The 25,542-nt window shown below is 68.2% G+C and carries 30 protein-coding genes; 16 read left to right on the plus strand and 14 right to left on the minus strand.

From position 1 onward, the window contains the following. The first annotated feature begins 18 nt into the window (after positions 1-18). Genes I1E95_RS13525 through I1E95_RS13540 form a run of 4 tightly spaced genes read left to right on the plus strand, consistent with a single transcriptional unit; the run spans position 19 to position 4,847 of the window. On the plus strand, positions 19-594 hold the full coding sequence (locus I1E95_RS13525; protein ID WP_197163037.1) for a biotin transporter BioY: 576 nt from the start codon (positions 19-21) through the stop codon (positions 592-594). Next, positions 591-1,070 carry a signal peptidase II gene (lspA, locus tag I1E95_RS13530; protein ID WP_197163039.1) on the plus strand — a complete coding sequence of 160 codons (480 nt, stop codon included), beginning with the start codon at positions 591-593 and terminating at the stop codon, positions 1,068-1,070. Before I1E95_RS13525 ends, lspA begins: the two co-directional genes overlap by 4 nt. After that, positions 1,057-3,255 (plus strand): transglycosylase domain-containing protein, encoded by a 2,199-nt coding sequence (locus I1E95_RS13535; RefSeq protein WP_197163049.1) that lies wholly within the window; start codon positions 1,057-1,059, stop codon positions 3,253-3,255. Before lspA ends, I1E95_RS13535 begins: the two co-directional genes overlap by 14 nt. Beyond that, positions 3,255-4,847: a DUF697 domain-containing protein gene (locus I1E95_RS13540; protein ID WP_197163051.1), complete on the plus strand. Its 1,593-nt coding sequence runs from the start codon at positions 3,255-3,257 to the stop codon at positions 4,845-4,847. Before I1E95_RS13535 ends, I1E95_RS13540 begins: the two co-directional genes overlap by 1 nt. 184 nt (positions 4,848-5,031) lie before the next feature. On the opposite strand, the gene I1E95_RS13545 is transcribed toward I1E95_RS13540, so the two are convergent. Then, the gene (locus I1E95_RS13545; RefSeq protein WP_197163053.1) at positions 5,032-6,486 is read right to left on the minus strand and encodes a pyridoxal-dependent decarboxylase; all 1,455 of its coding nucleotides are present in this window, start codon (positions 6,484-6,486) and stop codon (positions 5,032-5,034) included. An 80-nt stretch (positions 6,487-6,566) separates the two neighbouring features. Here I1E95_RS13545 and I1E95_RS13550 point away from each other — a divergent pair, with 80 nt between their 5' ends. Further along, positions 6,567-7,076, plus strand: coding sequence for a nucleoside deaminase (locus I1E95_RS13550; protein WP_197163055.1), 510 nt, complete (start codon positions 6,567-6,569; stop codon positions 7,074-7,076). Here I1E95_RS13550 and I1E95_RS13555 read toward each other — a convergent pair. Continuing rightward, the gene (locus tag I1E95_RS13555) at positions 7,046-8,209 is read right to left on the minus strand and encodes an alanine--glyoxylate aminotransferase family protein (protein WP_197167527.1); all 1,164 of its coding nucleotides are present in this window, start codon (positions 8,207-8,209) and stop codon (positions 7,046-7,048) included. The two genes, I1E95_RS13550 and I1E95_RS13555, sit on opposite strands and share 31 nt — an antisense overlap. A 103-nt stretch (positions 8,210-8,312) precedes the next feature. Continuing rightward, positions 8,313-8,831, minus strand: coding sequence for an allophycocyanin subunit beta (locus tag I1E95_RS13560; protein ID WP_197163057.1), 519 nt, complete (start codon positions 8,829-8,831; stop codon positions 8,313-8,315). A gap of 222 nt (positions 8,832-9,053) precedes the next feature. On the opposite strand from I1E95_RS13560, the gene glnA reads away from it, so the two are divergent. The 3 genes from glnA to I1E95_RS13575 all read left to right on the plus strand — a co-directional run bounded on the left by glnA (position 9,054) and on the right by I1E95_RS13575 (position 12,036). After that, positions 9,054-10,475, plus strand: coding sequence for a type I glutamate--ammonia ligase (gene glnA, locus I1E95_RS13565; RefSeq protein WP_197163059.1), 1,422 nt, complete (start codon positions 9,054-9,056; stop codon positions 10,473-10,475). Between the two features lie 68 nt (positions 10,476-10,543). Continuing rightward, positions 10,544-11,605: a class I SAM-dependent methyltransferase gene (locus tag I1E95_RS13570; protein ID WP_197163061.1), complete on the plus strand. Its 1,062-nt coding sequence runs from the start codon at positions 10,544-10,546 to the stop codon at positions 11,603-11,605. 92 nt (positions 11,606-11,697) lie between these two features. Further along, entirely contained in the window at positions 11,698-12,036 is a 339-nt protein-coding gene (locus tag I1E95_RS13575) for a copper-binding protein (protein ID WP_197163063.1), read from the plus strand. Here I1E95_RS13575 and I1E95_RS13580 read toward each other — a convergent pair. Then, complete coding sequence (locus tag I1E95_RS13580) at positions 12,033-12,350, minus strand: hypothetical protein (protein WP_231594643.1); 318 nt, start codon at positions 12,348-12,350, stop codon at positions 12,033-12,035. The two genes, I1E95_RS13575 and I1E95_RS13580, sit on opposite strands and share 4 nt — an antisense overlap. Positions 12,351-12,359: 9 nt before the next feature. Here I1E95_RS13580 and I1E95_RS13585 point away from each other — a divergent pair, with 9 nt between their 5' ends. Continuing rightward, positions 12,360-12,707, plus strand: coding sequence for a DUF6439 family protein (locus I1E95_RS13585; RefSeq protein ID WP_197163064.1), 348 nt, complete (start codon positions 12,360-12,362; stop codon positions 12,705-12,707). 33 nt (positions 12,708-12,740) lie between these two features. On the opposite strand, the gene I1E95_RS13590 is transcribed toward I1E95_RS13585, so the two are convergent. Continuing rightward, positions 12,741-13,160 (minus strand): ATP-binding protein, encoded by a 420-nt coding sequence (locus tag I1E95_RS13590; RefSeq protein ID WP_197163066.1) that lies wholly within the window; start codon positions 13,158-13,160, stop codon positions 12,741-12,743. A gap of 51 nt (positions 13,161-13,211) precedes the next feature. Next, entirely contained in the window at positions 13,212-13,937 is a 726-nt protein-coding gene (locus I1E95_RS13595; protein WP_197163068.1) for a GUN4 domain-containing protein, read from the minus strand. Between the two features lie 72 nt (positions 13,938-14,009). On the opposite strand from I1E95_RS13595, the gene mnmH reads away from it, so the two are divergent. The 4 genes from mnmH to I1E95_RS13615 are packed head-to-tail and all read left to right on the plus strand — an operon-like array spanning position 14,010 to position 17,582. Further along, on the plus strand, positions 14,010-15,065 hold the full coding sequence (gene mnmH / locus I1E95_RS13600) for a tRNA 2-selenouridine(34) synthase MnmH (RefSeq protein ID WP_197163070.1): 1,056 nt from the start codon (positions 14,010-14,012) through the stop codon (positions 15,063-15,065). A 47-nt stretch (positions 15,066-15,112) separates the two neighbouring features. Then, on the plus strand, positions 15,113-15,514 hold the full coding sequence (psb28, locus tag I1E95_RS13605) for a photosystem II reaction center protein Psb28 (RefSeq protein ID WP_197163072.1): 402 nt from the start codon (positions 15,113-15,115) through the stop codon (positions 15,512-15,514). Further along, positions 15,511-16,584, plus strand: a complete 1,074-nt coding sequence (locus I1E95_RS13610; RefSeq protein WP_197163074.1) for an AI-2E family transporter — start codon at positions 15,511-15,513, stop codon at positions 16,582-16,584. The genes psb28 and I1E95_RS13610 overlap by 4 nt, the downstream gene beginning before the upstream one ends. Next, complete coding sequence (locus I1E95_RS13615) at positions 16,581-17,582, plus strand: AI-2E family transporter (protein ID WP_197163076.1); 1,002 nt, start codon at positions 16,581-16,583, stop codon at positions 17,580-17,582. The genes I1E95_RS13610 and I1E95_RS13615 overlap by 4 nt, the downstream gene beginning before the upstream one ends. Here I1E95_RS13615 and I1E95_RS13620 read toward each other — a convergent pair whose 3' ends face one another. The 7 genes from I1E95_RS13620 to rsmA form a co-directional block, all read right to left on the minus strand. Further along, complete coding sequence (locus I1E95_RS13620; protein WP_197163078.1) at positions 17,583-17,768, minus strand: hypothetical protein; 186 nt, start codon at positions 17,766-17,768, stop codon at positions 17,583-17,585. Beyond that, a complete protein-coding gene (gene secF, locus I1E95_RS13625; RefSeq protein ID WP_197163080.1) occupies positions 17,768-18,799 on the minus strand; it encodes a protein translocase subunit SecF in 1,032 nt (343 codons plus the stop codon). Before secF ends, I1E95_RS13620 begins: the two co-directional genes overlap by 1 nt. A 7-nt stretch (positions 18,800-18,806) precedes the next feature. Further along, the gene (secD, locus tag I1E95_RS13630) at positions 18,807-20,321 is read right to left on the minus strand and encodes a protein translocase subunit SecD (protein WP_197163082.1); all 1,515 of its coding nucleotides are present in this window, start codon (positions 20,319-20,321) and stop codon (positions 18,807-18,809) included. A 1-nt stretch (position 20,322) separates the two neighbouring features. Continuing rightward, on the minus strand, positions 20,323-21,306 hold the full coding sequence (locus I1E95_RS13635; protein ID WP_197163083.1) for a pyruvate dehydrogenase complex E1 component subunit beta: 984 nt from the start codon (positions 21,304-21,306) through the stop codon (positions 20,323-20,325). A gap of 167 nt (positions 21,307-21,473) precedes the next feature. Beyond that, positions 21,474-21,788, minus strand: a complete 315-nt coding sequence (locus tag I1E95_RS13640) for a DUF3082 domain-containing protein (protein WP_197163085.1) — start codon at positions 21,786-21,788, stop codon at positions 21,474-21,476. Then, positions 21,785-22,795 carry a 4-(cytidine 5'-diphospho)-2-C-methyl-D-erythritol kinase gene (gene ispE, locus I1E95_RS13645; RefSeq protein ID WP_197163087.1) on the minus strand — a complete coding sequence of 337 codons (1,011 nt, stop codon included), beginning with the start codon at positions 22,793-22,795 and terminating at the stop codon, positions 21,785-21,787. Before ispE ends, I1E95_RS13640 begins: the two co-directional genes overlap by 4 nt. Next, positions 22,788-23,648: a 16S rRNA (adenine(1518)-N(6)/adenine(1519)-N(6))-dimethyltransferase RsmA gene (gene rsmA, locus I1E95_RS13650; RefSeq protein ID WP_197163089.1), complete on the minus strand. Its 861-nt coding sequence runs from the start codon at positions 23,646-23,648 to the stop codon at positions 22,788-22,790. The genes ispE and rsmA overlap by 8 nt, the downstream gene beginning before the upstream one ends. A gap of 220 nt (positions 23,649-23,868) precedes the next feature. Here rsmA and I1E95_RS13655 point away from each other — a divergent pair, with 220 nt between their 5' ends. Continuing rightward, a complete protein-coding gene (locus I1E95_RS13655; RefSeq protein WP_231594644.1) occupies positions 23,869-24,141 on the plus strand; it encodes a hypothetical protein in 273 nt (90 codons plus the stop codon). Here I1E95_RS13655 and I1E95_RS13660 read toward each other — a convergent pair. Next, the gene (locus I1E95_RS13660) at positions 24,126-24,536 is read right to left on the minus strand and encodes a YraN family protein (protein WP_197163092.1); all 411 of its coding nucleotides are present in this window, start codon (positions 24,534-24,536) and stop codon (positions 24,126-24,128) included. The two genes, I1E95_RS13655 and I1E95_RS13660, sit on opposite strands and share 16 nt — an antisense overlap. Positions 24,537-24,587: 51 nt before the next feature. Here I1E95_RS13660 and I1E95_RS13665 point away from each other — a divergent pair, with 51 nt between their 5' ends. Next, positions 24,588-25,094: a pentapeptide repeat-containing protein gene (locus I1E95_RS13665; RefSeq protein ID WP_197163094.1), complete on the plus strand. Its 507-nt coding sequence runs from the start codon at positions 24,588-24,590 to the stop codon at positions 25,092-25,094. Positions 25,095-25,113: 19 nt separating this feature from the next. After that, a complete protein-coding gene (locus I1E95_RS13670) occupies positions 25,114-25,533 on the plus strand; it encodes a hypothetical protein (RefSeq protein WP_197163096.1) in 420 nt (139 codons plus the stop codon). Positions 25,534-25,542 lie beyond the last annotated feature (9 nt).

Here is a 25,542-nt window from a genome sequence, read left to right on the forward strand (position 1 = left end):
CAGCCAGTCACCCTTCGTTTGCGGGCCTTAGCCAACTGGAGTGGAGCCCTCGTGGGGCTTCTGCTGATCATCATGGGGGGTCTGATCCAGGCCGCTGTTCCCCTGCCCCTGGCCGGTGGAGGGCTGCGCCTGCTCGATCTGCCCGTCACCGCCCAGGTGCCGGCTCTGTTGCTCACGGCCCTGGTCTGCGGCCCCAGGCCGGCCCTGCTGGCGGCGGTCGCCTACCTCAGCCTCGGTCTGCTGGTGCTGCCGGTGTTCCACTCCGGGGGTGGCATGGCTTACCTGCTGGATCCCGGCTTCGGCTACCTGGCTGGATTCGTGCCGGCGGCCTGGGTGACCGGGCGGCTGGCGCGCCAGGAGGGGATGGGTGAGCTCCTGCGCTTGCTGGGAGCGGCCTTCTTCGGGCTTGTGGTCATTCAGCTCAGTGGCATCGCCAACCTCCTGCTCGGGGCTCTGGCGGGCCGATGGGCCAATGGGCTGCCCGACCTGCTGGTCGCCTACAGCCTCGGACCGCTGCTGCCCCAGCTGCTCCTCTGCTGCGGGGTGGCGGTGCTGGCCTGGCCCCTGCGGCGCCTCCTGCTGGTGGAACCATGAGCGGGGCGGGGAGCTCCGGCCGCCGCCTCGCCTGGACCGTGGCGGGGTTGGTGGTGCTGCTCGATCAGCTCAGCAAGGCGTGGGCCACGGCCGCTTTGCCCTCGGGCCTGGCCGAACCGCTGATCCCGGGGCTCCTGCGGTTGCGGCTGGTGTTCAACACCGGCGCCGCCTTCAGCCTGCTCACCGGCCACACCGTCTGGCTGGGGGTGGTGAGTCTGGTGGTGGCTCTGCTGCTGGTGATCTGGATCCAGCGCCATCCGTCTCTGCCACGCTGGCAGCGTCTTGGACTCGGATCGTTGCTGGGGGGGGCCGTGGGCAATGGTCTCGACCGCTGGCGGATCGGTGGAGTGGTCGATTTTCTCGAGCTGGTTCCCGTCCAGTTCCCCGTGTTCAACCTCGCCGATGTGGCGATCAACCTGGCGGTGCTCTGCCTGATCCTGGACCTCTGGGAGGGACGCCAGCGTGAGCGCCGTTGAGGCCCTGAAACGGGCGCTGGTGGCGCTGGAGAGCCCGGCGACCGCTCAGGTCGAGATCCATCTGAACGGTCAGCCCCCGCGCCGGATGGTCCTCCACGGCAGGACGGTGCGCCTCGGCAGGGATCCTGGTCTGGAGCTGAGCCTCGACCATCCTGCTGTCAGCAAGCACCACGCCCGGCTCGAAGCGGTGGGACACCACTGGTTGCTCCGGGACAGCGGCTCCACCAACGGACTGTTCTGGCGCGGCCGGCGGATCCGGGACCTGCTGCTGCGGGATGGCGATGTGGTCCGCTTCGGTCCCCCCGAGGAGCCGGGGTTGCCCGAGCTGGTGTTCAAGCGCAAGCCCATCCCGCTGGGCCCGCGGCTTGCCCGCGGCCTCACCCTGGTGCTGGGCGGCCTGGGTTCCGGAGGTCTGCTGCTTCTGGCTCTGGCCTCCCTGTGGACTCCGGTGCGGGGCAGCCTGGCGCCGGTGCGCGGCCCCCTCGCCCTCTACGACCGCCTGAACCGGCCCCTCAGTTCCGCCGACTCCAGCGAACACCGGGAAAACGATGCCCTCTCTGATTTTCCGCCGGCCCTGGTGGATGCGCTCCTCGCCAGTGAGGACAGCCGCTTCTGGTGGCACCCCGGGGTGGATCCGATCGGCACGGCCCGGGCCCTGGCCACCAACGTGCTCGGAGGTCGGGTTCTGGAGGGTGGGAGCACCCTCACCCAGCAACTGGCCCGCAGTCTCTACCCCGAGCAGGTGGGCCAGGGTGAAACGCTGATCCGCAAGTGGCGGGAGCTGCTGGTGGCCCTGCAGCTCGAGGCCCGGTTCAGCAAGGGCGATCTGCTGCTGAGTTATCTGAACCGGGTGTATCTGGGGGTGGGTTGGGGCTTCGAAGATGCTGCCCGCCACTACTTCGCCAAGCCGGCGGCCCAGCTCAGCCTTGAGGAGGCGGCCCTGCTCGTGGGCCTGCTGCCCTCCCCCAACGGCCATGATCCCTGCGTCAACCCCCAGGCGGCCCTGGAGGCCAGGAACGTCGTGCTGCTGAAGATGGCCGACAGCGGCCGTCTCAGTGCCGACCGGGCCCGCCGCTCCCGCCGCAGCCCCATTCAGCTGGGAAGTCAGGCCTGCCGCAGCGGCACCAGCCGGCCTGCGCCGTACTACACCGACCAGGTGCGTCTCGACCTGGAGCGGCTGCTGGGGCCGGATGTGGCGGCGGAGGGGAATTTTCTGGTGGAGACCCACCTTGATCCGCCGGTGCAGGCGGTGGTGGAGCGGGAGCTGCGCCGTCGACTGGCCGCGTCCGCCGCGCTGGGGGTGAGCGAGGGGGCTGTGGTGCTGCTGGACAGCCGCAGCGGTGGTGTGATCGCCATCGCCGGCGGGCGCGACTACCGCACCAGTCAGTACAACCGGGCCAGCCAGGCCCTGCGGCAGCCCGGCAGCACCTTCAAGCTCTTCACCTACCTGGCGGCGCTGCAGCGAGGGGCCAGGCCTGGCGATGCCATCAGCTGCAGTCCCCTGAGCTGGCGTGGTCAGTCCTTCTCCAGTGGCTGCGGCGGCAGCCTCAGCCTGCGTCAGGCCTTCGCCAGCAGCAGCAACACCGCCGCCCTGCGCCTGGCCCGGCGGGTGGGCCTGGAGGCGGTGGTGCAGCAAGCCCAGGATCTGGGCATCAGTTCCAACCTCAGTCCGGTGCCCGGCCTGACCCTCGGCCAGAGCGAGGTCCGGCTGATCGAGCTCACGGCCGCCTATGCGGCCGTGGCCAATGGCGGGGTGTGGCATGCCCCCAGCACCATCCGCCGCCTCACCGATGCCGAAACCTGCGCGGGCCTCGAGAGCGAGCGATGCCGCCAGTTGCGCAACAAGGGAGGTCAGCCGAACCGGGCCATCCAGCCGGGTCGCAGCGTGCTCAAGCCCGAGGTGGCCCGCAGCATGCAGGGGCTGCTCCAGGCCGTGGTGCGCTCCGGAACCGGCCGGGCGGCGTATCTCGGCGGCGACGAAGGGGGAAAGACCGGCACCACCAACGGGGCCCGGGATCTCCTGTTCATCGGTTCCGAGCCCAGTCGCCACTGGGTGATGGGCGTCTGGCTGGGCAACGATGACAACAGCCCCACCCGCAGCAGCAGCGCTCTGGCTGCCGGCCTCTGGGGAGACATCATGCGTCAGGCGACCCCGAGCCGTGGCACCCCCGCGGCGAAGCCCTGATGCCTCGCCTGCGTCTCTGGATCTGGGCGGCCGCGGCGCTGGCCGTGATCGTGGCCGTGTCGCTGCTGCTGCAGGCGTTCAACACCCTCGTGTGGCAGCTCAGCTACCTGCTGCCGCCGGTCCTGGTGGGTCCGCTGCTGCTGCTGCTGCTGGGCGGCGGCTCGGTGGTTCTGCTGCGCCTGGCCTGGCCCTGGCTGCGGGCCTGGCGCAACCCCAGGAAGGTCCCTGGCCCCGGCAACCAACCCCTCCCGGCCCCCAGCAGCCGCCAGGAGGCGGCCGGTCAGCAGCTGCGTGCCATCGATCCGGTGCTGGAGCGGGTCCGCGATGCGGTGGCCCGCGAAGCCCTCCGCCAGGAGCGCGACCGGGTGGAGGCGGAACTCGCCCGTGGCGATCTGGTGCTGGTGGTGTTCGGCAGTGGCTCGGCCGGGAAGACCTCCCTGATCCGCGCCCTGCTCCAGCAGGTGGTGGGAGAGGTGGGGGCCGCGATGGGCTCCACCTCCACCTGTCAGACCTACCGGTTACGTCTGAAGGGCCTGCAGAGGGGGCTGCAGCTGGTGGATACACCGGGAATTCTCGAATCGGGCCACGACGGACTGGAGCGTGAGCGTGAGGCCCGCAGACAGGCGGCCCGGGCCGATCTGCTGCTACTGGTGGTGGATGGCGATCTGAGGGCTGCGGAGTTTCAGGTGTTCGAGGCCCTCGCCGGCCTCGGGAAGCGCCTGGTGCTGGTGCTGAACAAATGTGATCTGCGCGGCGAGGAGGAGGAGCGGCGCCTTCTGGCCCTGCTGCGCCAGCGCTGTGCCGGCAGGATCGCCAGCGAGGACGTGATCCCCGCCGCCGCGGCGCCCCAGTCGATCCCCAGACCTGGCGGTCGGCCGCTGCAGCCTGCGCCGGAAGTGGAGGCCCTGCTGCGCCGTCTCTCCGAGGTGCTGCACCAGGACGGCGAGGAGCTGATCGCCGACAACATCCTGCTGCAGAGCCAGCGCCTCAGTGACGCCAGCCGCGCCCTGCTCTCGCGCCAGCGTCGCCAGGACGGGGAGGCCATTGTCGATCGCTACATGTGGATCGGCGCCGGCGTGCTGGTGGTGAACCCCCTGCCGGTGGTGGATCTGCTCGGTACCGCCGCCGTGAATGCCCAGATGGTGGTGGAGCTGGGCCGGGTGTACGGGGTGACCCTGACGCGGGAGGCGGGCCAGGATCTGGCCCTCTCCGTGGGCCGCACCCTGGCGGGCCTGGGGGTGATCAAGGGGGGGCTGGGACTGATCACCACAGCCCTGAGTCTGAACCTGCCGGCGTTGGTGGTCAGCAAGGCGGTGCAGGGAGTCAGTGCCGCCTGGCTGACGCGGATTGCAGGCCTCAGCTTTCTCACCTACTTCGAGCAGGGCCAGGACTGGGGCGATGGCGGGCTGCAGGAGGTGGTTCGACGCCAGTACGACCTCAATCGGCGGGAGGGGGCGTTGCGCGGCTTTCTGGAGGTGGCCCTGCGTCGGGTGGTGGAACCGCTGCAGCGCCGGCGGGACCGGCAGCTGCCACCACGCCCAGGGCCTCGGGGGGAGGGGGCTGGAGGGGGCCCCGGGCGTCGAGCACCGTGATCAGGCCGAGATAGAGCACCCCGATCAGGATCGAGAGGGCTCCGGTGACGATCGCCACCCAGCGTCCGCGGGGGTTGGTCTGCGGCTGCTGATCGCTCATGGTTGCTGTGGGTTCACGACGGCTTGTCACCCCTGGAGGCTGGTTGCCCTGCTGGCATCCTGCCGGTTGCCCGTGGCTCCGGTCTCACTCCTGCTCCCCGGTTCCCAACGACTGGATGACCACCGAGGCGAGCTGCTCGAGATGCTCCTCCTGGGTGTGGGGATTGCCCAGAACCGCCTTGAGGTGATGTTTCCCCTGGTAGCGGGGCCGGGAGAGCATCAGGTCGTGGGCCAGCAGCTGCTGGCGGCAGTGCTGAGACCAGTGCTCGCAGCCAGAGGCCTCGAGCCGGCTGGGACGGAAGGCCAGCAGGTGCAGGGGCCCGCTGAGGAGGATGAGTTCGCCCGAGTCCCGGGCCCCACGCAACAGCTGCTGCAGGCGGCGGCGGCGCTGAATCGCTCCTTCGATCACGGCCTCGATGCCATTGAGGCCCAGCTGGCGCAGGCCCAGCCACAGCTTGAGAATCTCGGCGCTGCGGCTGCCCTGCAGGCCACACTCGCCTCCATGCCCCCCTTCGCGGCTCAGCTCCATGTAGGGCAGACCCGTGGCGAAACTGCGTTCCAGGGCGCAGGGATCGGCCAGCAGCAGCAACGAGGAGGTCTTGGTGATTCCCAGCAGCTTCTGGGGGTTGATCGTGATCGAATCAGCCAGCCCCAGACCCTCGACCCGATCGCGGTGGCGCTCACTCAGGCCGAGGACCCCACCGATCGCCGCATCGACGTGCAGCCAGATGCCGTGGCGGCGGCAGAGGCTGGCGAGGTCCACCAGGGGATCCACGGCCCCGCGCACGGTGGTGCCGGCGGTGGCCACCAGGGCGATCACCGGGATCCCAGCGGCGCTGAGGGACTCCAGGCGCTCAGCCACCAGCGCCGGCTCGAGGCGGCCGTCGCCATCGAGGGGCAGGCGCTGCAGGGCTGCCGCCGGCAGACCCATCACCATCGCGGCCTTCTCCAGCGAGGTGTGACTGTCGAGGCCACAGAGCACCACGGCCTCGGGAACCCCGCGAAGGCCGCGGCTCTCCCGTGCCGCCACGAGGGCCATCAGATTGCTGAGGCTGCCGCCGCTGGCGGGCACCCCGCCGGAGTGCTCCCCCAGGCCCAGCTGCCGGGCCAGCCAGCCGCACAGGCTCCGCTCCAGCCGGCTGAGGGAGGGGGAGAGCTCCTCGGCCAGCAGGTTGTTGTTCAGACCCGCACAGATCAGGTCTCCCACCATCGAGGCGCTCAGGGGCGGGGGATCGAGATGGGCCAGGGCGCCTGGATGGTTCGGGTTGTAGGCCCCCTCCATCACCAGGTGCAGATCCGCGAGCAGCCTCTCGGCACCCAGCCCCGAGGTTTCAGGTTCCACCGACGGCAGCAGGCTGAGACCCGGCAGAGGGGGACGGCTCACGGCCGTTCCCAGCCAGCGGCAGAGCTGATGGGAGGCGTCCTGGAGAAAGGCCTCCAGATCCGCGTCGAAGACGTCCGGTGAGGCGAAGGGCAGGGGATCGAGCGCCCGCTCCTGGTGTGGCGTGACGGCCAAGGGCAAGGCGGTCGGGGAGATCATTGTCTCTGGTGACGGGAGCAGTCCGGGCTGTCAGTCTCGTGGTCCGCGCTCCGCGGCCCCCACCGCCAACGCCGCTGACCATGCGTCCACCCGCCCCCCTGCCGATCGGCAGCCAGCAGCTCTGGATGGAGCGGTTGCTGCGGATGGCCCGGCGGGCGGGCGAGGCTGGAGAGATTCCTGTGGCGGCAGTCGTTCTTGATGGAGCCGGCCGTGCTCTGGGCTGGGGTACGAACCGTCGTCAGACCGGACAGGATCCCCTGGGCCATGCCGAACTGGTGGCACTCAGCCAGGCCGCACGCCTGATTCAAGACTGGCGTTTCAACGCCTGCAGCCTGCTGGTGACCCTGGAGCCCTGTCCGATGTGTGCCGGAGCCCTGATCCAGGCCCGCATGGGCCGGGTGGTGTTCGCCGCAGGGGACGTCAAGCGTGGAGCCCTGGGGGGCTGTCTCAACCTGGCGCAGGACCCCAGTGCCCATCACCACATGGAGGTCATGGGCGGTGTGCGTGAGCCGGAGGCCAGGGAGCTGCTGGAGAACTGGTTCAGGGGCCGGAGACGGGCTCAGGCGATCGCGGCAACCGGAGCTGACTGACGGAAGGCGGGAAGTTCCGTCTCCAGCAGGTCGAGCAGCAGGTCGACGTTCTCAGGCTGGCTGTTGTAGCCCATCAGGCCGATCCGCCAGACCTTGCCGGCGAGGGCGCCGAGTCCACCGCCCACCTCGATGCCGTGGGTGTTGAGCAGATGCAGGGAGAAGGCCTTGCCATCCACGTCCTCGGGAATGCGCACCGTGGTGAGGGTGGGCAGGCGCAGATGGTCCGGCACATGCAGCTCGAGGCCAAGGCGCTCCAGGCCCGTCCAGAGGCGCTCGGCATTGAGGCGGTGTCGTCTCCAGGCGTTCTCCAGGCCTTCGTCGGCCAGCAGACGCAGGGCTTCGCGCATGCCGAAATTCATGTTCACCGGGGCGGTGTGGTGATACACCCGGTTGCTGCCCCAGTACTGGTTGAGCAGGGAGACATCCAGATACCAGTTGGGCACCTTGCCGCTGCGGGAGGCCAGCTTGGCCTCGGCCCGCTCCCCCATGGTGAAGGGGCCGAGTCCCGGAGGGCAGCTCAGACCTTTTTGGCTGCAGCTGTAGGCCAGGTCGACACCCCAGGCATCAAGGTGCAGGGGGACGGCCCCGAGGGATGTGACCGTGTCGAGCAGCAGCAGGCAGTCATAGCGGCGGCAGAGCTCGCCGATTCCTTCCATCGGCTGGCAGACACCGGTGGAGGTTTCGGCGTGAACCATCGCCAGGATCGCCGGACGATGGCTGTCCAGTGCCTGCTCGATCTCCTCGAGTGTGAAGGCCTCTCCCCAGGGCCGCTCGATCGTGGCCACCTCGGCCCGGTAGCGCCCGGCCATGTCGACGAGGCGCAGGCCGAAGTAGCCCTTCACCGCCACCAGCACCTTGTCGCCCGGCTCCACGGTGTTGGCCAGGGTCGCCTCCATGGCGGCGCTGCCGGTGCCGCTCATGGGAATGGTGAGACGGTTCTCGGTCTGCCAGGCGTAGCGCAGCAGATCCTGCACTTCTCCCATCAGGTCGATGTAGAGCGGATCCAGGTGGCCGATCGGGGTGCGGGCGAGGGCCTTCAGCACCGTGGGGTGGGCGTTCGACGGTCCCGGACCGAGCAGGAGCCGGTCCGGGGTGGCGATGGGCCCCAGGTGCAGGCGATGGCGATCGCTCACGGCAGGCGCCGCGGCGGTGGAGGGGGAGGAGGACAGGGTGACCAAAGCCTGCGGGGCAACTGAGGATCGATGAACGTCAGCCTAAGCAGTGAGCCAACGGCCCTCAGCTGGCCCTGACATTGGTGTCGGCCAGACCGCGGGCCATGTGCTCAAACGGGGCGCTGATCAGAGTCCCTGGCTCCAGACCCGCTTCCGAGAGCCGCTCCGCCAGCACTTCGCCCAGCAGAACGATGCTGCGCACCGTGGGACCGGTGGGGACGCCCAGGCTCTTGTAGGTGTCGTCGAGGCCGTTGAGAACGCGCTCATTGAGGATGGTGGGGTCGTCGGCCACCAGCGCATAACTGGCGTAGCGCAGGAAATAGTCCATGTCGCGCAGGCAGGCGGCCAGCCGGCGGGTGGTGTAGGCATTGCCGCCGGGCAGCAGCAGTTCCGGATCCTGTTCGAACAGGCGACGGCTGGCATCCCGGACGATCTCCGCCGCTTCCCGGTTGATCAGTTCCACCGCTGCCAGCCGTACTTCAGCCTGGGAGTGGTAGGTGGCGATGCGATCGATCGCGTCGCGATCGAGATAGCGCCCCAGCTGGTCATACCGGCCGATCAGACCGGTGATGGCATCGCGCATGACGTTGAGATCGTCTCACCTGGAGCGGAAGCTAGCACCCGAGTTTGGCCAGATCCCTGTCCAGCCATGGGATCTGGCGAATCTGACAGAAACGGTTACGCAGCGCGGGCCGGCGGCACGCCCCTGATCCAGGCCGGGGCGAGAGTTACAACGGACACCAAAGGCCCGCGTGACGGGTCCAAGCTTCGATCTCCGTCCTCCCTTCCGCCTGTCTCTGCCCCCATGGCCAACCCAGCCCAGGACCTGCTTCGTCGGATCAGGGACGAGGGCATCGAGCTGATCGATCTCAAGTTCGCCGATCTCCATGGCAAATGGCAGCACCTCACCGTCTGCGCCGACCTGCTCAGCGAGGAGTCGTTCCTGACGGGCCTGGCCTTCGATGGCTCCTCGATCCGGGGCTGGAAGGCGATCCATGAATCGGACATGGCGATGGTGCCCGATCCGGCCACGGCCTGGATCGATCCCTTTCTCCGCCACAAGACCCTCAGCCTGATCTGCTCGATTCAGGAGCCACGCAGTGGCGGGGCCTATGGGCGTTGCCCGCGGTCGCTGGCCCAGCGGGCCCTGGTCCATCTGGCCGGCACGGGCCTGGCCGACACAGCCTATTTCGGACCTGAGCTGGAGTTCTTCCTGTTCGATGACGTCCGCTACGGTTCCAGCGAGGGAGGCTGTTTCTACAGCATCGATTCGATCGAAGCTCCCTGGAACAGCGGCCGGCTTGAGGAGGGCGGCAATCTGGCCTACAAGATGAATGCCAAGGAGGGGTATTCCCCCGTTCCCCCGAGTGACACCGTTCAGGACATCCGCAGTGAGATGTTGCTGACCATGGGTCAGCTGGGTGTGCCGATCGAGAAGCATCACCACGAGGTGGCGGCCGCTGGTCAGCAGGAGCTGGGTATGAGGTTCGCCGAGCTGATCAGTGCGGCCGACAACGTGATGACCTACAAGTATGTGGTGCGCAATGTGGCCCGCAGGTACGGCCGCTCCGTCACCTTCATGCCCAAGCCGGTGTTCGCCGACAACGGCAGCGGCATGCATGTCCACCAGAGCCTCTGGAGGGACGGCCAGCCGCTGTTCTTCGGACTGGGCACCTATGCGGATCTCTCCCAGACGGCCCGCTGGTACATCGGAGGACTGCTGAAGCATGCTCCGAGCTTCCTCGCCTTCACCAACCCCACCACCAACAGCTACAAACGCCTGGTGCCGGGCTTCGAGGCACCCGTGAACCTCGTCTATTCCCAGGGCAACCGCTCTGCGGCGGTGCGCATTCCCCTCAGCGGAGACAACCCCCGGGCCAAGCGACTGGAGTTCCGCAGCGGCGATGCCATGGCGAATCCCTACCTGGCGTTCTCCGCGATGCTGATGGCTGGACTGGATGGCATCCGCCAGCAGATCGATCCTGGCGACGCCGTGGATCGCGATCTGTTCGAGCTGTCCCCGGCAGACCTGGAGCAGATCGCCAAGGTGCCCGCCTCTCTCGAGGGGGTGCTGGCCGCCCTCGAGGCCGACCACGAGTACCTGCTGGCCGGGGAGGTGTTCAGCGAAGACTTCATCAGCAACTGGATCGCCCTCAAATCCGAGGAGGTGCAGCAGCTGCGGCAACGGCCCCATCCCTACGAGTTCAGCCTCTACTACGACGGCTGAGCCTCGCAGCGGCCAGGCGGATCGGCTGAAATGAAGAGCCTTGAACGCCGCCTCTTCCCCGGCACCCCATGCCCGACACCGTCAGCAAGTTCGCCTATCAGGCCCTGCAGCAGGGCAAGACGATCATGGGTCTGGCCCACAAGGAGCTGGGCGGTCGGCTCATGCGCCTGGTCGATCCCCAGGGGGCTCCCCAGACGGTGCCGGTGCCCGCACAGATGGGCCTGGCGCTCAAGGCCTCCATGGACCGGTTGCTTGAGACCGACTGGCAGGACGCCGAGAGTGGCCTCTACCCCCCTTCCCTGCTCTTCGATGCCCCCTGGCTCGACTGGGCGGCGCGCTACCCCCTGGTCTGGCTGGACACCCCGCTTCAGTGGAACCGCCGCACCCAGCGCAAGGTGCGGGATCTGCCCCGGGATGTGCGTCCTGAGGATTACCCCGCCTATTACCTGCAGAACTTCCACCACCAGACCGATGGCTATCTGAGCGACCATTCCGCGGCCCTCTACGACCTGCAGGTCGAAATCCTCTTCAACGGCTGCGCCGATGCCATGCGTCGCCGCCTGATCGCCCCCCTCCAGCGGGGGCTGCGTGCCTTCGCCCAGCGCTCACCCAGGCAGCTGCGTCTTCTGGATGTGGCCACCGGCACCGGCCGCACCCTGCGTCAGCTTCGCGGTGGTCTGGGGGAGATCCAGCTGGTGGGCCTCGACCTCTCGGCGTCGTACCTGCGCGAAGCCAACCGTTGCCTGAGCCAGTTGCCGGGAGAGTTGCCCCAGCTCGTGCAGGGCAATGCCGAGTCGCTTCCCTTCGCCGATGCCACGTTCCAGGCGGTGAGCTGTGTGTTCCTGTTCCATGAGCTCCCCGCCGAAGCCCGTCAGAATGTGCTGCAGGAGTGCTTCCGGGTGATCGAGCCGGGCGGAGTGCTGGTGCTGGCCGATTCGATCCAGCTGGCTGATTCCCCGGAATTCTCAGCGGCGCTGGAGAATTTCCGCCGCTCCTTCCATGAGCCTTACTACCGCGATTACATCTCCGATGACATCGATGCACGCCTGGCTCAGGCGGGCTTCAGCGGGATCAGCGCCCGGTCCCATTTCATGACCCGGGTCTGGTCCGCCACCAAACCTCTGGCCTGAGCGGCGTCAGCGCTGCAGCACATCGATCGTTCCTCCCTGGCAGGTGCTGAGGAATGTGAATAGCTTTCAGCTCATCTGTGTGCCGTGCTCCGATGTCCAATCCCTTTCATCTGCGCTGGTTGCAGGGCTGGTCCTTCCAGACGGTTCTGATGGAAGGACATGTCCAGATCGAAGCCCACGGCTTCGGCATCCGCCTGCGCACGCCTCTGCTGCCGGGTGAGAGCCCAAGCCTGGGTGCCGACAGGCTCGTTCTCCAGGAAGACCGCCACCGCCGTTCGCTGTACCACTCCTGGCGCAGTGGCCAGCTCCAGCCCACACTGCCGGCTCCCACCAAGGACGTCCTGTTCTCCAGCGGTGCTCTGTTCGGCGCGGGCAGTCCCTATCTGGTGGAAGTGGTCGAGGAGGCCCCCGTGCTGGCGCTGGCCGCCTAGCGCAGCAACCACCAGGCCAGGATCAGCCCGACCCCGCCCCAGCGCAGGGCCCGCCAGAGCACCTGATCCTGCCAGCGACCGATCCGCAGGGGGACCGGCAGGGGATCCAGCAATCGCTGAGCCAGTTCGAGCCGCTGGCTCAGCCGCCTGCCGGAGCAGGAGAGGTCCATCTGACTGGAGCGCTCCTGGGCGGCCAGCCTCTCCCCCTGGCTCGCGATGGTGAGCAGGCTTGAGAGCCCATGCAGCCAGCCGGAGCTCCGGCGGTCCTGCCGGTGGAGCGAACGGGAGGATCGACGCCGCGAAGGGTTGGCCATCGCGTCAGGATGGATCCCCACGCTGTCTCCCGTCCAGTGCCGCTTCCCTCAGCGCCCGCTGCCACCACACGGAGCGGATCTCCCCAGACCTGGCCGGCCACCAGCCGTGAGCTGGCGGTGGAGCTGCAGAGGCTCCTCGCCATCGATGGCCGCGACTGGCATGCCCAGAAAGGGCACAAGCCCAGGCGGGCTGCCGAGCAGGTGGCGGCTGCCCTGGTGCACCTTCTCGCTGAGGACAGCTCCCCCCATCGCCTCGAGGGTGACGCCCAGCATCGGGCGATCGAACTGCTCGAGCATGGTCTGGCCTGGCTGAAGGGGGATCTGCGCGATCCCGGCTGTCCCAGCCACGGCCACTGATTCAGGATTAGGGGTTTCAGGAAGGACTGCAGGTCAGGCCCGGTGCCGCTGCCGCTGGGCGGCGAGCTGAAGCCGGTTGCCGCGCTCACTCCAGCGCACGTCATCGAAGCAGTGGTGAATCAGGAAGAACCCCCGGCCGCAGCAGGCATCGCTGCGCTCGGGCAGGACACTTGTGCGGGCACAGGCCGGGACTCCGCACCCCTCATCCTGGATCTGCCAGATCACCCAGTTGGGCGTGAGGATGCGGCGGATGCGGAGACATTTGCGTGGATCGCCACCGTTGCCGTGGCGCACAGCATTCACCAGTGCCTCCTGCAGGCCCAGCTGCAGCTCAGCCAGGTTGGCCGCCGTGGCCATCGGCTCCAGCAGCAGTTCCAGCAGGGGAGCCAGCTGAAGGGTGGAGGGAGTGATGAAGTCGGTCCACCGCAGCGGACTGATCAGGCGCCGAAGCATCCACACCAACCATGGCTCGATTTGACTCTAACGCTCCGGGCCACCCCAGGCTCAGCCGGTGCTGATTCGTTGTTGCACAGCCGGGTGATTGAGCAGCGCATCCATCAGACGCACACCGCGCAACTGGTTGATCAGCGGCATGTGTCCCTCCGGCGCCTCCAGGTTCCACTGGAACGCACTGGGGTAACGGGTCCACGTGCCCTCGTTCTTCCAGCCCAACCTCGGCCAGAGCTGGTCCCAGCGGCCGTTGCAGGCTCTCAGCAGCCGCCCCTGGACGGAAAAGCCGTAGCGGCCCCTTGAGTAGCAGACCCAGAGCCGATCGAGGCTGGTGAGATCGAGGCCGGGCATGGGGGCCACCTCGCTGTAATAGACGTAGCCGCGCCGGACCGCCTCCGCTCCGGCCAGTTGCCGAAGCACCTCGCTGGTGATGCGATCCGCCAGCTCGAAGGAACGCAGGGACAGGGCTTCCTGCAGGGGCCCGTAGTCGATGCCGCCAGCACTGGCGACGGTCAGCCATCCTCCTGGATGGCGCTCGAGCAAGGTCTGCCTGTGGCTGTCGTCCACGGCCAGAAGCATCTGGACCCAGAGACCGGCGATCCAGTCGTCAGCGTCGGGATCATGGTGGCTGAGGGCCTCGAGCAGCAGGGGGCGCAGCTCCTGGGCTCGGGCCTCGATCTGGGGGAGCAGGCTCCGCCGCTGGCGCGGGGAGCTGGAGCTGAAACGCTCGAGCAGCTGTTCGGCGCTGGCTGTGGCGGAAGCGGGTGGACCGGAAAGCATGAAGTTCGGCGGGCCTGAGCCGGGCCGGCGTGGGCCCACTATGTCAGGCAAGGTCCTTCAAGGTGGGGCGCGATGGCGTCGTGGCTGGCGATCGACGCCTTCCTGGCAGGTGGAGGAGCGCTGCTGGACGTGCGCAGCCCGGCGGAGTTCGCCAAGGCTCACATTCCCGGGGCCATCAATCTGCCGCTGTTCAGCGACCTCGAGCGGGCCGAGGTGGGACTGACCTACAAGCAGCGGGGTTCCCAGCCGGCGGTTCAAGCGGGGCTGGCGCTGGTGGGCCCGAAGCTGGCGGCCCTGGGCGATGGACTGCTCGCGCACCATCAGGCCGCCGGAGGTGGGCCCTTGCGCATCCACTGCTGGCGTGGCGGCATGCGCTCGGCCAGCGTCGGCTGGCTGGCCGAAACCCTGGGTCTGTCGGTGCAGTTGCTGGAGGGGGGATACAAGGCGTACCGCCACTGGGTGCTGACGAGCTTCGAGCGCCCCTGGCCCCTGAGGCTGCTGGGCGGGCGCACCGGTACGGGCAAGACCGACCTGTTGCTGGAACTGGCCCGCCGCGGGGTGGCGGTGGTCGATCTCGAAGGACTGGCCCATCACCGCGGCAGCAGCTTCGGCGGGCTGGGCCTGCCCCCCCAGCCCAGCAGTGAGCACTTCGAGAACCGCCTGGCAGCGGCGCTCGCCACCTGCGCGGATGCCGATGAGATCTGGCTGGAGGCTGAAAGTGCCCAGGTGGGTCGCTGCCGCATCCCGGTGGGTCTCTGGCGGCAGATGCAAAGTGCTCCGGTGCTGGAGATCAGCCGTCCCCTGGGGGAACGGCTGAGACGGCTGGTGGCGGTCTATGGGGTTCAGGAGGCCGATGACCTGGCGGAGGCGACCAGGAGGATCGCCCGGCGGCTGGGGCCTGTCCGCACCCAGGAGGCCCTGGCGGCGATCGAGCGACGCGACTGGACCGAGGCCTGCCGCTGGATGCTCGACTACTACGACCGCTGTTACGACCATGAGCTGGAGCGCCAGCGCAAGCGAACGGATCCCTGCTCCGCCCATCGCTCCCTCGACCTCCATGACTGGGACGAGGAGCGCTCCGCCACCATGCTCCTGAACCAAGAAGGATCAAGTCCGTGTGAACTGTGAAGGCGTGATCGGAGGGTCTGCTTAGGATCGGACTTTGCCCCACCCCGATGACGGCCATTCAGTTCTTCCGCGGGGTGGACGAGCCCGTGATTCCCGATATCCGCCTGACCCGCTCCCGTGATGGACGAACCGGCCAGGCCATGTTCGTGTTCGAGCAACCCCAGGCGCTGGCTCCTGAAACCATGGGCGACATCACCGGGATGTTCCTGCTTGATGAGGAAGGTGAACTGGTCACCCGGGAGGTGAAGGCCCGGTTCGTGAACGGCAAACCCAGTGCCCTCGAGGCCACCTACACCTGGAAGACGGAAGAGGATTTCGACCGGTTCATGCGTTTCGCCGAGCGCTACGCCGCCGGCCATGGACTCGGTTTCGCCGAAAAGGACGGTGACACCGAGGAGGACGGGGCCACCCCCGGACCGGCCGCTGAGGGCGAGCCCGAGGACGCTTGAAATTCGGGCACTGGCTGGGCCTGGCGGCCATCATCACCGCCGCTGGCCTTCTCTGGAGCCTGCGCGGTTTGCTGCTGCAGCTCTTCGCTGCCGTGGTGCTGGCCATGGCGATCTGCACATTGGTGGGTGCCGTGCGGTCGCGGTTGGATTGCTCCAGGCCCCTTGCTCTGACCATCAGCCTGGGGGCCGTGGCCCTGGTGGTGGTGGTGGGCGGTGCGGTGCTGATCCCTCCCTTCGTGGAGCAGTTCACCGAGCTGCTGGTCAAGCTGCCCGATGCGGCGGATGTGCTGATCGGTCTGGCCCGCCGGATGCTGGCCCATGTCAGCCGGGTGCTGTACGGCCGCCATGACGGCTCGCTGGAGTGGCTTCAGCAGCTCTGGCCGGCCAGGGGGCCCAGCCCCGATGTGCTGGCCGGCGGGCTGGGCAGCGGCGCCCTGCGGCTGCTGGGTCTGGCGAGCAACCTGGGCAGCGGCACTCTGCAACTGGTTTTCGTCGTGGCGGTGAGTCTGATGCTCGCCGTTCAGCCCACCGCCTACCGCGATGTGCTGGTGCTGCTGGCTCCCTCCTTCTACCGACGGCGTCTGCGCCAGGTGCTCGACCTCTGCGGTGCGGCTCTGAGCAACTGGATGGTGGGAGTCGCCATCAGCTCGGTCTGCGTGGCCCTGCTGGCGGGTCTCGGCCTGTCGCTGCTGGGGGTGAAGCTGGTGGTGGCCAACGCCCTGCTGGCAGGTCTGCTCAACGTGATCCCCAACGTGGGCCCCACGCTGAGCACGATCTTCCCCATGGCGGTGGCCCTGCTCGACGACCCCTGGAAAGTCCCGGCCGTTCTCGGGCTCTACGTGGTGGTGCAGCACCTGGAGAGCTACGTGATCACCCCGTCGGTGATGCACGCCAAACTTCGACTGCTGCCGGGTCTCACCCTCACCGCCCAGTTCCTGTTCACCGTGATCTTCGGTCCGCTGGGCCTGCTCCTGGCCCTGCCGATGGCGGTGTGTGTGCAGGTGATCGTGCGTGAGGTGCTCATCCACGACATCCTCGATCCCTGGAAACGCCAGCGGTTGTCCCCATGAACGGCCGAGCCCTCCTGGGGACCCTCGCCCTTGTGCTGCTGGCCCTGCTGGTGTGGGAACTGCGCTGGGTGCTGCTGGTGCTCTTCGGGGCTGTGGTGCTGGCCGTGGCGCTGGATGTGCCCGTGAGCCTGCTGCGTCGCCGGCTGCCCCTGAACCGCCCCAGTGCCGTGATCCTGGTGATCGTGGCCCTGGGCCTGGTGGGCTGGAAGGTCTCGGAGCTGTTGCTGCCCGAGCTGCTGCAGCAGGCCGATCAGTTCACGCAGCTTCTGCCTGTGCTCCTGCAGCGTCTGGGTGATCTGGCCGGTGGCTCCATGGCCTTTCGCAGCTTCGAGGAACGGTTGCTGGAGCTGGCCACCTGGGACAAGCTTCAGCCCCTGGGCACCCAGCTCCTGGGGGTTGCGGGGGGCGCCGCCAATTCCACCATCCAGATCCTGCTGATGGTGCTGCTGGCGATTCTTCTGGCCCTGGATCCACGGCCTCACCAGCGGCTGGTGCTGGCGGCCACCCCGCTGTTCTGGCGTCCGTCGATGCAATCGCTGCTGCGGGAGGCGCGCGAGGCCCTCGGCGGCTGGCTGGCGGGGATGACCATCTCGGCGGTGACGGTGTTTCTGCTCACCTGGGCCGGCCTGGCGCTGCTGAGGGTGCCCCTGGCCCTGCTGAGCGGGCTGGTCTGCGGTCTGCTCACCTTCGTGCCCACGATCGGCCCGACGGTGGCCACGGCTCTGCCTCTGGCGGTGGCCCTGCTGATCTCCCCGGCCAAGGTGGTCCAGGTGCTGGTGCTGCGCCTGATGCTGCAGAACGCGGAAGCGTTCGTGCTCACTCCGCTGCTGCTCAGCCGCACGGTCAACCTGCTGCCCACGGTGGCCCTGATGGCCCAGCTGAGCCTCGGTGCCCTGCTGGGGCTGCCGGGAGTGCTGCTGGCTCTGCCGCTGGTGGTGGTGCTGCAGGTGGTCTTCCAGCGGGTGCTGGTGGAGCAGGTGATGGACCGCTGGACCTGATCAGCGGTAGTGCCTGGTCAGGCTGGGGGTGAGCAGCAGCACGGCCACGGCCAGGGGATGCTGCTGGATCGCCGTGAACAGGGACGACCAGGTGAAATGGTCGACCAGCAGCCGCAGTTCCGAACTGAGGTCGCCGAAGGCCAGGAGAGCCAGCAGCACGGGGATGAGCGGCGGGAGGCGCCGCATCAAGCCGCGCCGGCAGGGGCCGATCCGTCTTCTGGAGCTGATCCCACGAACCCCTTGCCGCTGAGCAGGGGCAGCAGGGTGGGGGCCACGCCGATGCTGGACCAGCTGCCGACGCTGATCCCCGCGGTGAGCGCCACGGAGAACCAGAACAGGCTGCTGCCACCGAAGAACAGAATCGCCAGCAGGGGCAGCAGGGTGGTGAGCGAGGTGTAGAGAGAGCGGGTCAGGGTGGCATCGACCGCCACATCCACCTGATCGCTGAAGGGGAAGGCACCCAGGCTTGTTTTCTGCTCACGGATCCGGTCGAAGACCACCACGGTGTCATTGACGGAGTACCCAGCCACGGTGATCAGAGCCACGGCGAAGAGGGAATCCACTTCCACACCCAGCAGCAGTCCGAGCCAGGCGAACAGCCCTGTGGTGATCAGCACGTCGTGGGCCAGGCAGAGGATCGCCAGGAAGGCGAAAACCCTGTCGTAGCGGAGGGTGATGTAGAGGGCGATGGCCGCGAAGCTCACCAGCAGGGAGAGGAGGCTGCTGCGCAGCAGCTGATCGCCGAGGGTGGGGCCGATGGTGTCCACGGAGGTGCCGCCATCCTTGAACGGCCCCAGGCTGCCAGCCAGCTGGCTGATCACAGCGTTGCCCTGCTCGGCGCTGAGGCTGGGAAGTCGCAGCTCGATCGAGCGCCCCTGATCCAGCACCTGCACCGGTGCGCCGCGCAGGTCCGGGGCGGCCGCACCACCCTCTTCGGGCAGCTTCAGGTCGCCGAGTCGCTCCTCCACCTGGGGAACGGTGATCGCTGGGCAGTTGGGCGCGCAGGCCCTCTCCAGCTGGATGCGGGTGCCACCGGTGAAGTCGAGGCCGGGTTTGAGCGGGGCGCCGATGGCGGGGTTGAGCCAGCACAGGCCGATGCCGATCAGGCTGATCAGACAGGCCACAGCCGAGCCCCACCAGGCGATGCGCCGGTGGCGGGTGATGCGGAAGTACTGGATCTTCGGCAATGCTGCCGGTCCCGATGGGGAAGTGGTCATGGGTTGCTCAGGCGGCTGGCGAGGTCAGCTGGCGGCTGGGCAGGAAGTAAGTGGTCCGGCGCAGGGTCGGGTAGCTCATCATCAGTCGCAGGAGCACGCGCGTGCAGGAGAGGGCGGTGAACAGGCTGAGCAGCAGACCGATGCCGAGGGTGACGGCAAAGCCTTTGACCAGGCCTGTTCCCAGGGCAAAAAGGGCGATGCAGCTGATCAGCCCGGTGACGTGACCATCGAGGATCGAGCTGAAGGCCAGCGAGAAGCCACCGTCGATCGAGCGGATCAGGGTGTTGCCCGAGCGCAGCTCCTCCTTCACCCGCTCGAAAATCAGCACATTGGCGTCCACCGCCATGCCGATCGAGAGGATGAAGCCGGCAATGCCCGGCAGGGTGAGGGTCACGGGGATCAGGGCGTAGGTGGCCAGGTTGAAGAGGGCGTAGAGGCTGAGGGCCACGACGGCCACGGCCCCGGGCAGCCGGTAGACCACCACCATGAAGACCGCGACCAGGGCCAGACCCGCGAGGGCAGCCACCAGACTGGTGCGGATGTTCTCAGCCCCGAGCAGCGGGCCGACGGTGCGCACCTCAATGATCTTCACGGGCAGGGGCAGAGAGCCGCCCCGGAGTTGCACCTCCAGATCGCGGGCCTCTTCGGCCGTGAAATTGCCCGTGATGCTGGCGGCGCCTCCGGTGATTCCGGCCGCGGCGAACTCCTGGCTCACGGAGGCTTCGCTGATCGAGCGGCCATCGAGCACGATGCCCAGCAGCCGGTTGCTGCCCGCGATCGACTGGGTGAGCTTGGCGAAGGCCTCACCTCCCTGGCGGTTGAAGTTGAGGGTCACATCCCAGCCGGTGCCGGTCTGTTGCTGCTGGCGGCCCGCCGTGACCAGGTCCTTGCCGGTGAGGGCGGCCGGTTCGTAGAGCGCCACCACACGTTTGTTCACTTCATCCAGCAGGGCTTCGATCTGCTCGGTTTCCCCAGCCCCCGGCGGCACCGACACCCCGAGCTCGCGCAGGGCCTTGGCCAGATCCTCGGCTGGGAAGCTCGGGGTCTGTGCAGGGGGTTGGCCTGGCGCCGCAGGCTGTGCTGGTTCCGCAGAGGTACGGCGCCGGCTGAGGTCAAGAACCGACTGGGCCTGGCGTTTGAGCCGCAGAAGCCCCTGCATCTCCCGCTCGGTACCGGGCTTCTGGGCGCGGAATTCCAGCAGGGCCGTGGTGCCGAACACCTTGGCGGCCCTGGTGGGGTCCTGTTCGCCCGGAAGCTGCAGCACCAGCTGGTCGTCACCGATGGTCTGCAGGGTGGATTCGGCCACGCCCAGTCCGTTGACGCGGCGGTCGAGCACCTCCTTGACAGCCTCGAGCTGCTCCCGCTGCACGGTCTTGATCGCACCGGCCGGAAGCACCTGCAGGGTGAGCTGACTTCCTCCACGCAGATCGAGCCCGAGCTGAAGGGGGAAGCTGAACAGAACGGCTCCGGCGGCGATCGCCAGAGCCAGGATCAGGGCGAACAACCCCTGCTGGCGTGCCATCTCAGATCGTGCCTGCCTTGAGCTGCCTGGCGGCCTCGACGATCTGCCGGGGCTGGATGATCGTCAGATTCTCGAGGGCGCCGTTGTAGGGGGTGGGGATGTCCTGGCTGGAGAGGCGCAAGGGCCTGGCGTCGAGATCATCGAAGCAGTGTTCGGTGATCAGGGCCAGCAGTTCGGCGCCGATGCCACCGGTCTTCATGCATTCCTCGACCACCATCACCTTGTGGGTCTTGCGGATCGAACGGGTGATGGTCTCCAGGTCAAAGGGCTTGAGGCTGATCAGGTCAATCAGCTCCACACTCACTCCATCGGCTTCGAGCTGCTCCACTGCCTTGAGGCAGTGGTAGCGCATGCGGGAGTAGGTGAGGATGGTGATGTCCTTGCCCTCGCGCACCACTTCAGCCTGATCCAGGGAACAGATGTAATCTCCCTCGGGAATCTCTTCGCTGAGGTTGTACAGCAATACGTGCTCGAAGAACAGCACGGGGTTGTTGTCTCGGATGGCGGCCTTCATCAGGCCCTTGGCATTGGTGGGAGTGCTCACGGCCACGATCTTGATGCCGGGCACGGCGTGGAAATAAGCCTCGAGGCGCTGGCTGTGCTCAGCTCCCAGCTGTCGCCCGACACCACCGGGACCACGCACCACCGTTGGAATGGTGTAATTGCCGCCGCTGGTGTAGCGCAGCATCCCCATGTTGTTGGAGATCTGGTTGAAGGCCAGCAGCAGGAAGCCCATGTTCATCCCCTCCACGATCGGGCGCAGTCCCGTCATCGCGGCACCGACGGCCATCCCCGTGAAACTGTTCTCGGCGATCGGGGTGTCCAGCACCCGAAGTTCGCCGTACTTCTCGTAGAGATCCTTGGTGACTTTGTAGGAGCCGCCGTACTGGCCGACATCTTCCCCGAACACACACACGTGGGGGTCACGGGCCATCTCCTCGTCGATGGCGTCGCGCAGGGCGTTGAAGAGAAGTGTCTCGGCCACGGACGGTCTGCGAACCCGGCGACTGCCGGTGGAGCGGCCAACTTATCTCAGCCCCCAGCGGCGAAGGTGGCCAGCAGCAGCACCGAGAGCAGCATGCCCGGGGAGAGCAGCAGGGCCAGGAGGCCGAGATCGTGGGGAGTCATGGCTGAAACACGCGCCGACTCAGCCTAGGAAGCCTCGCTCTCACTGACCGGCAGCAGGCTGCGAATGAAGACAAGGAACAGCCCCAGTGCCACGAAGGCAAAGGTGAAGGTGGCCAGGAAGCTCATGCCCACCACCAGTGTCTTCATGGCCGTGCCGATGCTCTGGGCAAAGGCCTTGCTGTAGTGGGGCGGATGCAGGCTGTACCAACCCACCACCCGCTGGCTGAGTCCCAGACAGACCCAGGCCAGCAGTCCACTCGTGAGGGAGCCGGAGAGAAAACTGAGCGGACCCTTGCGCGGGGGGCTCGGTTGGGATTCGGTGGGCTCCGGTGTGCTCATGGGGCCTGGGCTGATTCGATGATCCTGGCCCCCCGGCTGCTGCAGCGGCAGCACCAGGCCTCGAAACCGCCCTCGGCCAGGGCCTCCCGCAGCTGCTCCCGGGCCGACTCGGCCTGCTGCAGGCCGGCGAAGAGGGCGAACAGGCTGGGCCCCGACCCGCTCATCGCCACCGCCAGCGGTTCGTTCGCCTGGCGCAGCAGCCTCAGCCCCGCTCGCACACTCTCCTGCTCCGGCTCCACCACCACCTGCAGGTCGTTGCGCAGGGGCGGCAGGGGCCGATCCCCATGCAGCGCCGTCAGCAACGCCCCGTGGCGCAGGCTCTGACGCCGTTGCTCGAAGTCGCTCTCGCGTTCGAGATAGAAGTCGCCACGCAGCTCACGGCAGCGGCGATAGGCCCATGGGGTGGAGACACTGGCGGTCGGGTCCTTGATCAGCAGCACCGCCAGCTCCTCGGGGCCCCGGGGGCCCAGGACGAGCGGAGCCTCTTCAGGCAGCGGCACCGGCTCGAGGATCTCCCCGCGGCCGAAGCAGAGCTGGGTGCCGCCGGAGAGGGTGAAGGGCACATCCGACCCCAGCTCCGCCGCCAGCTGCTGCAGGCTGCCTTCGTCGAGCTGGAGACCCCAGAGCCGGTTGAGGCCCAGCAGGGCGGCCGCCCCGTCGCTGGAGCCGCCGGCCAGGCCGGCGCCGACGGGGATGCGTTTGTCCAGCTGGATCGTGGCTCCCAGCTCCGGCCTGCCGGCGTGCTGCCTGAGGCGCTCGGCGGCACGCACCACCAGGTTGCCGCCGTCGGTGGGCAGGGTGCTGCCTGGGCAATGCAGCACGATCGCCCCATCATCCCGGGGCTCGATCGCCAGGCGATCGGCCAGATCGAGGCTCTGCATCACCATCGCCAGCTCATGGAAGCCATCGCCCCGCAGTCCGAGCACCTCCAGATGGAGGTTGATCTTGGCCGGGGCCTCCACCAGCAGGGGGGCCGAGCGGGTGAGCGCTGGGACGGGGTCAGCCATGGGCGGTTTGCTCGGGGATGGGTGGGCTCGACACACGCGGGCTCTGAGGTGTGGGGCACAACTGTCGGGTCAGCTCCACCCAGCGCTGGGGTGAGAGATCCTGGGGCCGCTGCCTGAGGGACACCCCTGCCCGCTGAGCCCGTTCGCTCAGCTCCTCCTCGGGCCAGAGCCCGGCCAGCGAGTTGCGCAGCATCTTGCGGCGGGACGCGAAGCACCGCTTGAGCAGGCCCTCGAGCCGCCCGGCCAGCTGCGGCTCCAGCCTCTCCGATGGCGGCAGGGGATCGAGCACGATCACCTCCGACATCACCTTCGGTGGCGGCTGGAAGCAGCGGGGAGGAACGGCGCAGACCGAGCGGCAGTGCGCCAGCAGTTGCAGGCGCACGCTCAGGGCGCTGAAGGCGCTGCTTCCGGCCACCGCCCGGATGCGCTCGCCCACCTCCTGCTGCACGAGCAGCACCAGGCGCTGGTAGGGGCTGGCCAGGGGACGGTCGAGCCGGCCGACCAGCCGCTCCAGCAGTGGGCCGGTGATGTTGTACGGGATGTTCGCGACCACCTTGTCAGCCGGAGGCAGATCCAGGCGCAACACGTCACCCTCCAGCAGCTGGAAGCGTTCATCGCCGGCGAACTGCCGGCGCAGGCCGGCCACCAGGTCGCGGTCCAGTTCGATGGCATGCAGTTCCGCCAGCCCTGTGGCCAGGAGCCGTTCCGTGAGCGCTCCACGGCCCGGGCCCACTTCCAGCACCCGCTCCCCCGGCTGCAGCTCCGCCGCCGCCACGATCCGCTCCAGCACGCCGGCATCGGTGAGCCAGTGCTGGCCGAAGCGCTTGCGGGTGTGGTGGCCCCCGAAGGACATGGGTGTGACTGGGCGGGCCTTCCAGATTGCCCGGCCGGGCGGCCGATCCCTGGCTATCCCTGGCTCACCCACCTCTCAGGCCGCCATGGGCCCCATTCGCCTCCGTCCATCGACCCCCGTCGCGTCGATCGGATCATTCCGCTCCCCAGGGCCTTCTCCGGTGCACTGGGCGCCGTGGAGGGCCCTCTGTGCGGCCGCTGCTCTGCCCTGCCTGATCTGGGTGGCTCCGGCCCACTGCGGCAGCGTCAGCGCCGACTCCGTCTGGAGCAGGGACGATGCGCTCCAGCGCGCCAGGCAACTGGTGCCGCGGGGGGCGATCCCCGGCCGGCACCGCTGCCAGGAGCTGACGGTGGGCATGGGCAACTACCGCTACCGCTGCAGCGTGGAGTTCAGCCAGCCGCCGGCCGGGCAGCAGGCGGATCAGCAGACAGCTCCACAACCGCAGCCGATGTCACCACTGCAGGGGCCAGCGGAGGCTCAGCCCTCCCCCTGAGCCGCCGCAAGTGTCTCCAGCGGCAGCCAGCGCACGGCACCGGCCGTCGGTGGCAGGGGCACCAGGGCACAGACCACCTCCAGGGTGTGCTGAGCCTGCTCGGGATGCTCCGCCAGCCAGCAGCTCACCGCCCTGGCCAGCCGCCGGCGTTTGCTCGTTCCGAGGGCGGCCACGCCCCAGCCATCGACGCCGCAGCGTCGGCGCCCCTTCACCTCCACCACCAGCAGCCGGCCTGGCTTGGTCACCACCAGGTCCAGCTCACCCCAGCGGCAACTCCAGCGGCTGGAGAGGCGCCGCCAGCCCCGCTGGCGCAACAGGCGCCAGGCGCGCTGCTCGGCCCAGGCCCCGGGCAGTGCGCTGCGGCTTCGGGCGCGTTGCGTTCTGCTCTGGGTCAACGGGCTGGTCTCGGGCTTTTCCTAGGGTTCCCGTGGTGTCCCTTTCCTGCCATGGCTGCCCCGCTGCGTTCACTGGTCCAGGGCCTGGTGGCCTGGCTGGGCTGTGGCCTGCTGGCGCTGCTGCTGTTGCTGCCTGCCGCTCCGGCCCCTGCCGCGATGGACTACGCCAAACAGGTGCTGATCGGCGCTGATTTCCATGACGCTGATCTGCGCGGAGTCACGTTCAATCTCACCAATCTGCGCGACGCCAATCTCTCCGGCGCCGACATGCGCAACGCCAGCCTGTTCGGCGCCAAGCTCCAGGACGCCGACATGCACGGCGTCGATCTGCGCGAGGCCACCCTGGATTCGGCGGTGCTGGAGGGCACCGATCTGCGCGACGCCGTGCTGGAAGATGCCTTCGCGTTCAACACCAAGTTCGTGAACGTGGCGATCGAGGGGGCTGATTTCACCAATGTGCCCCTGCGCGGGGATGTGCTCACCTCCCTGTGCGCCATGGCCAGCGGCACCAATCCCGTCACGGGACGTGTCACCCGCGACACCCTCGGCTGTCCCTGACCCCAATTCCCCCGCTGCCATGAGCTTCGACGCCCACAGCCTCGAGCGCCTTCGCCAGCTCGGCCGTCAGCTGCCCCAGCCCCTGCCGGTGCCGCCCGCCAGCGCCAAGCCCAGGGCCAGCGAGCAACGCCACCAGGTCGAGCTGGAGTCCGACCCTGAGCAGCTCTTTCGCGAATTGATGCAGGTGAGCCCCGACGGCAGCGTTCCGCCTCATCTGATGGAGCGTCTGCGCGGCCTGGAGGCCAGCCGCTCGGCCCAGCAGGCCGGCGAGCGGCGCGCTCCGGCTGGTCCATCCGCTACGCCAGCAACCCAGACCAGCCGCCGCCGGGGTCCTGGGCGCAGCACCGCTCCCCGGGCCGATCCCCGCCTGGCGGTGGAGCACCCCGATCTCTACACCGCCTTCCACTCCTTGCTTCTCGAGGACGAGGACGACGTTTGAGCGGCTGCG

The sequence above is a fragment of the Synechococcus sp. CBW1107 genome, from assembly GCF_015841355.1.
Classification (GTDB): domain Bacteria; phylum Cyanobacteriota; class Cyanobacteriia; order PCC-6307; family Cyanobiaceae; genus Regnicoccus_A.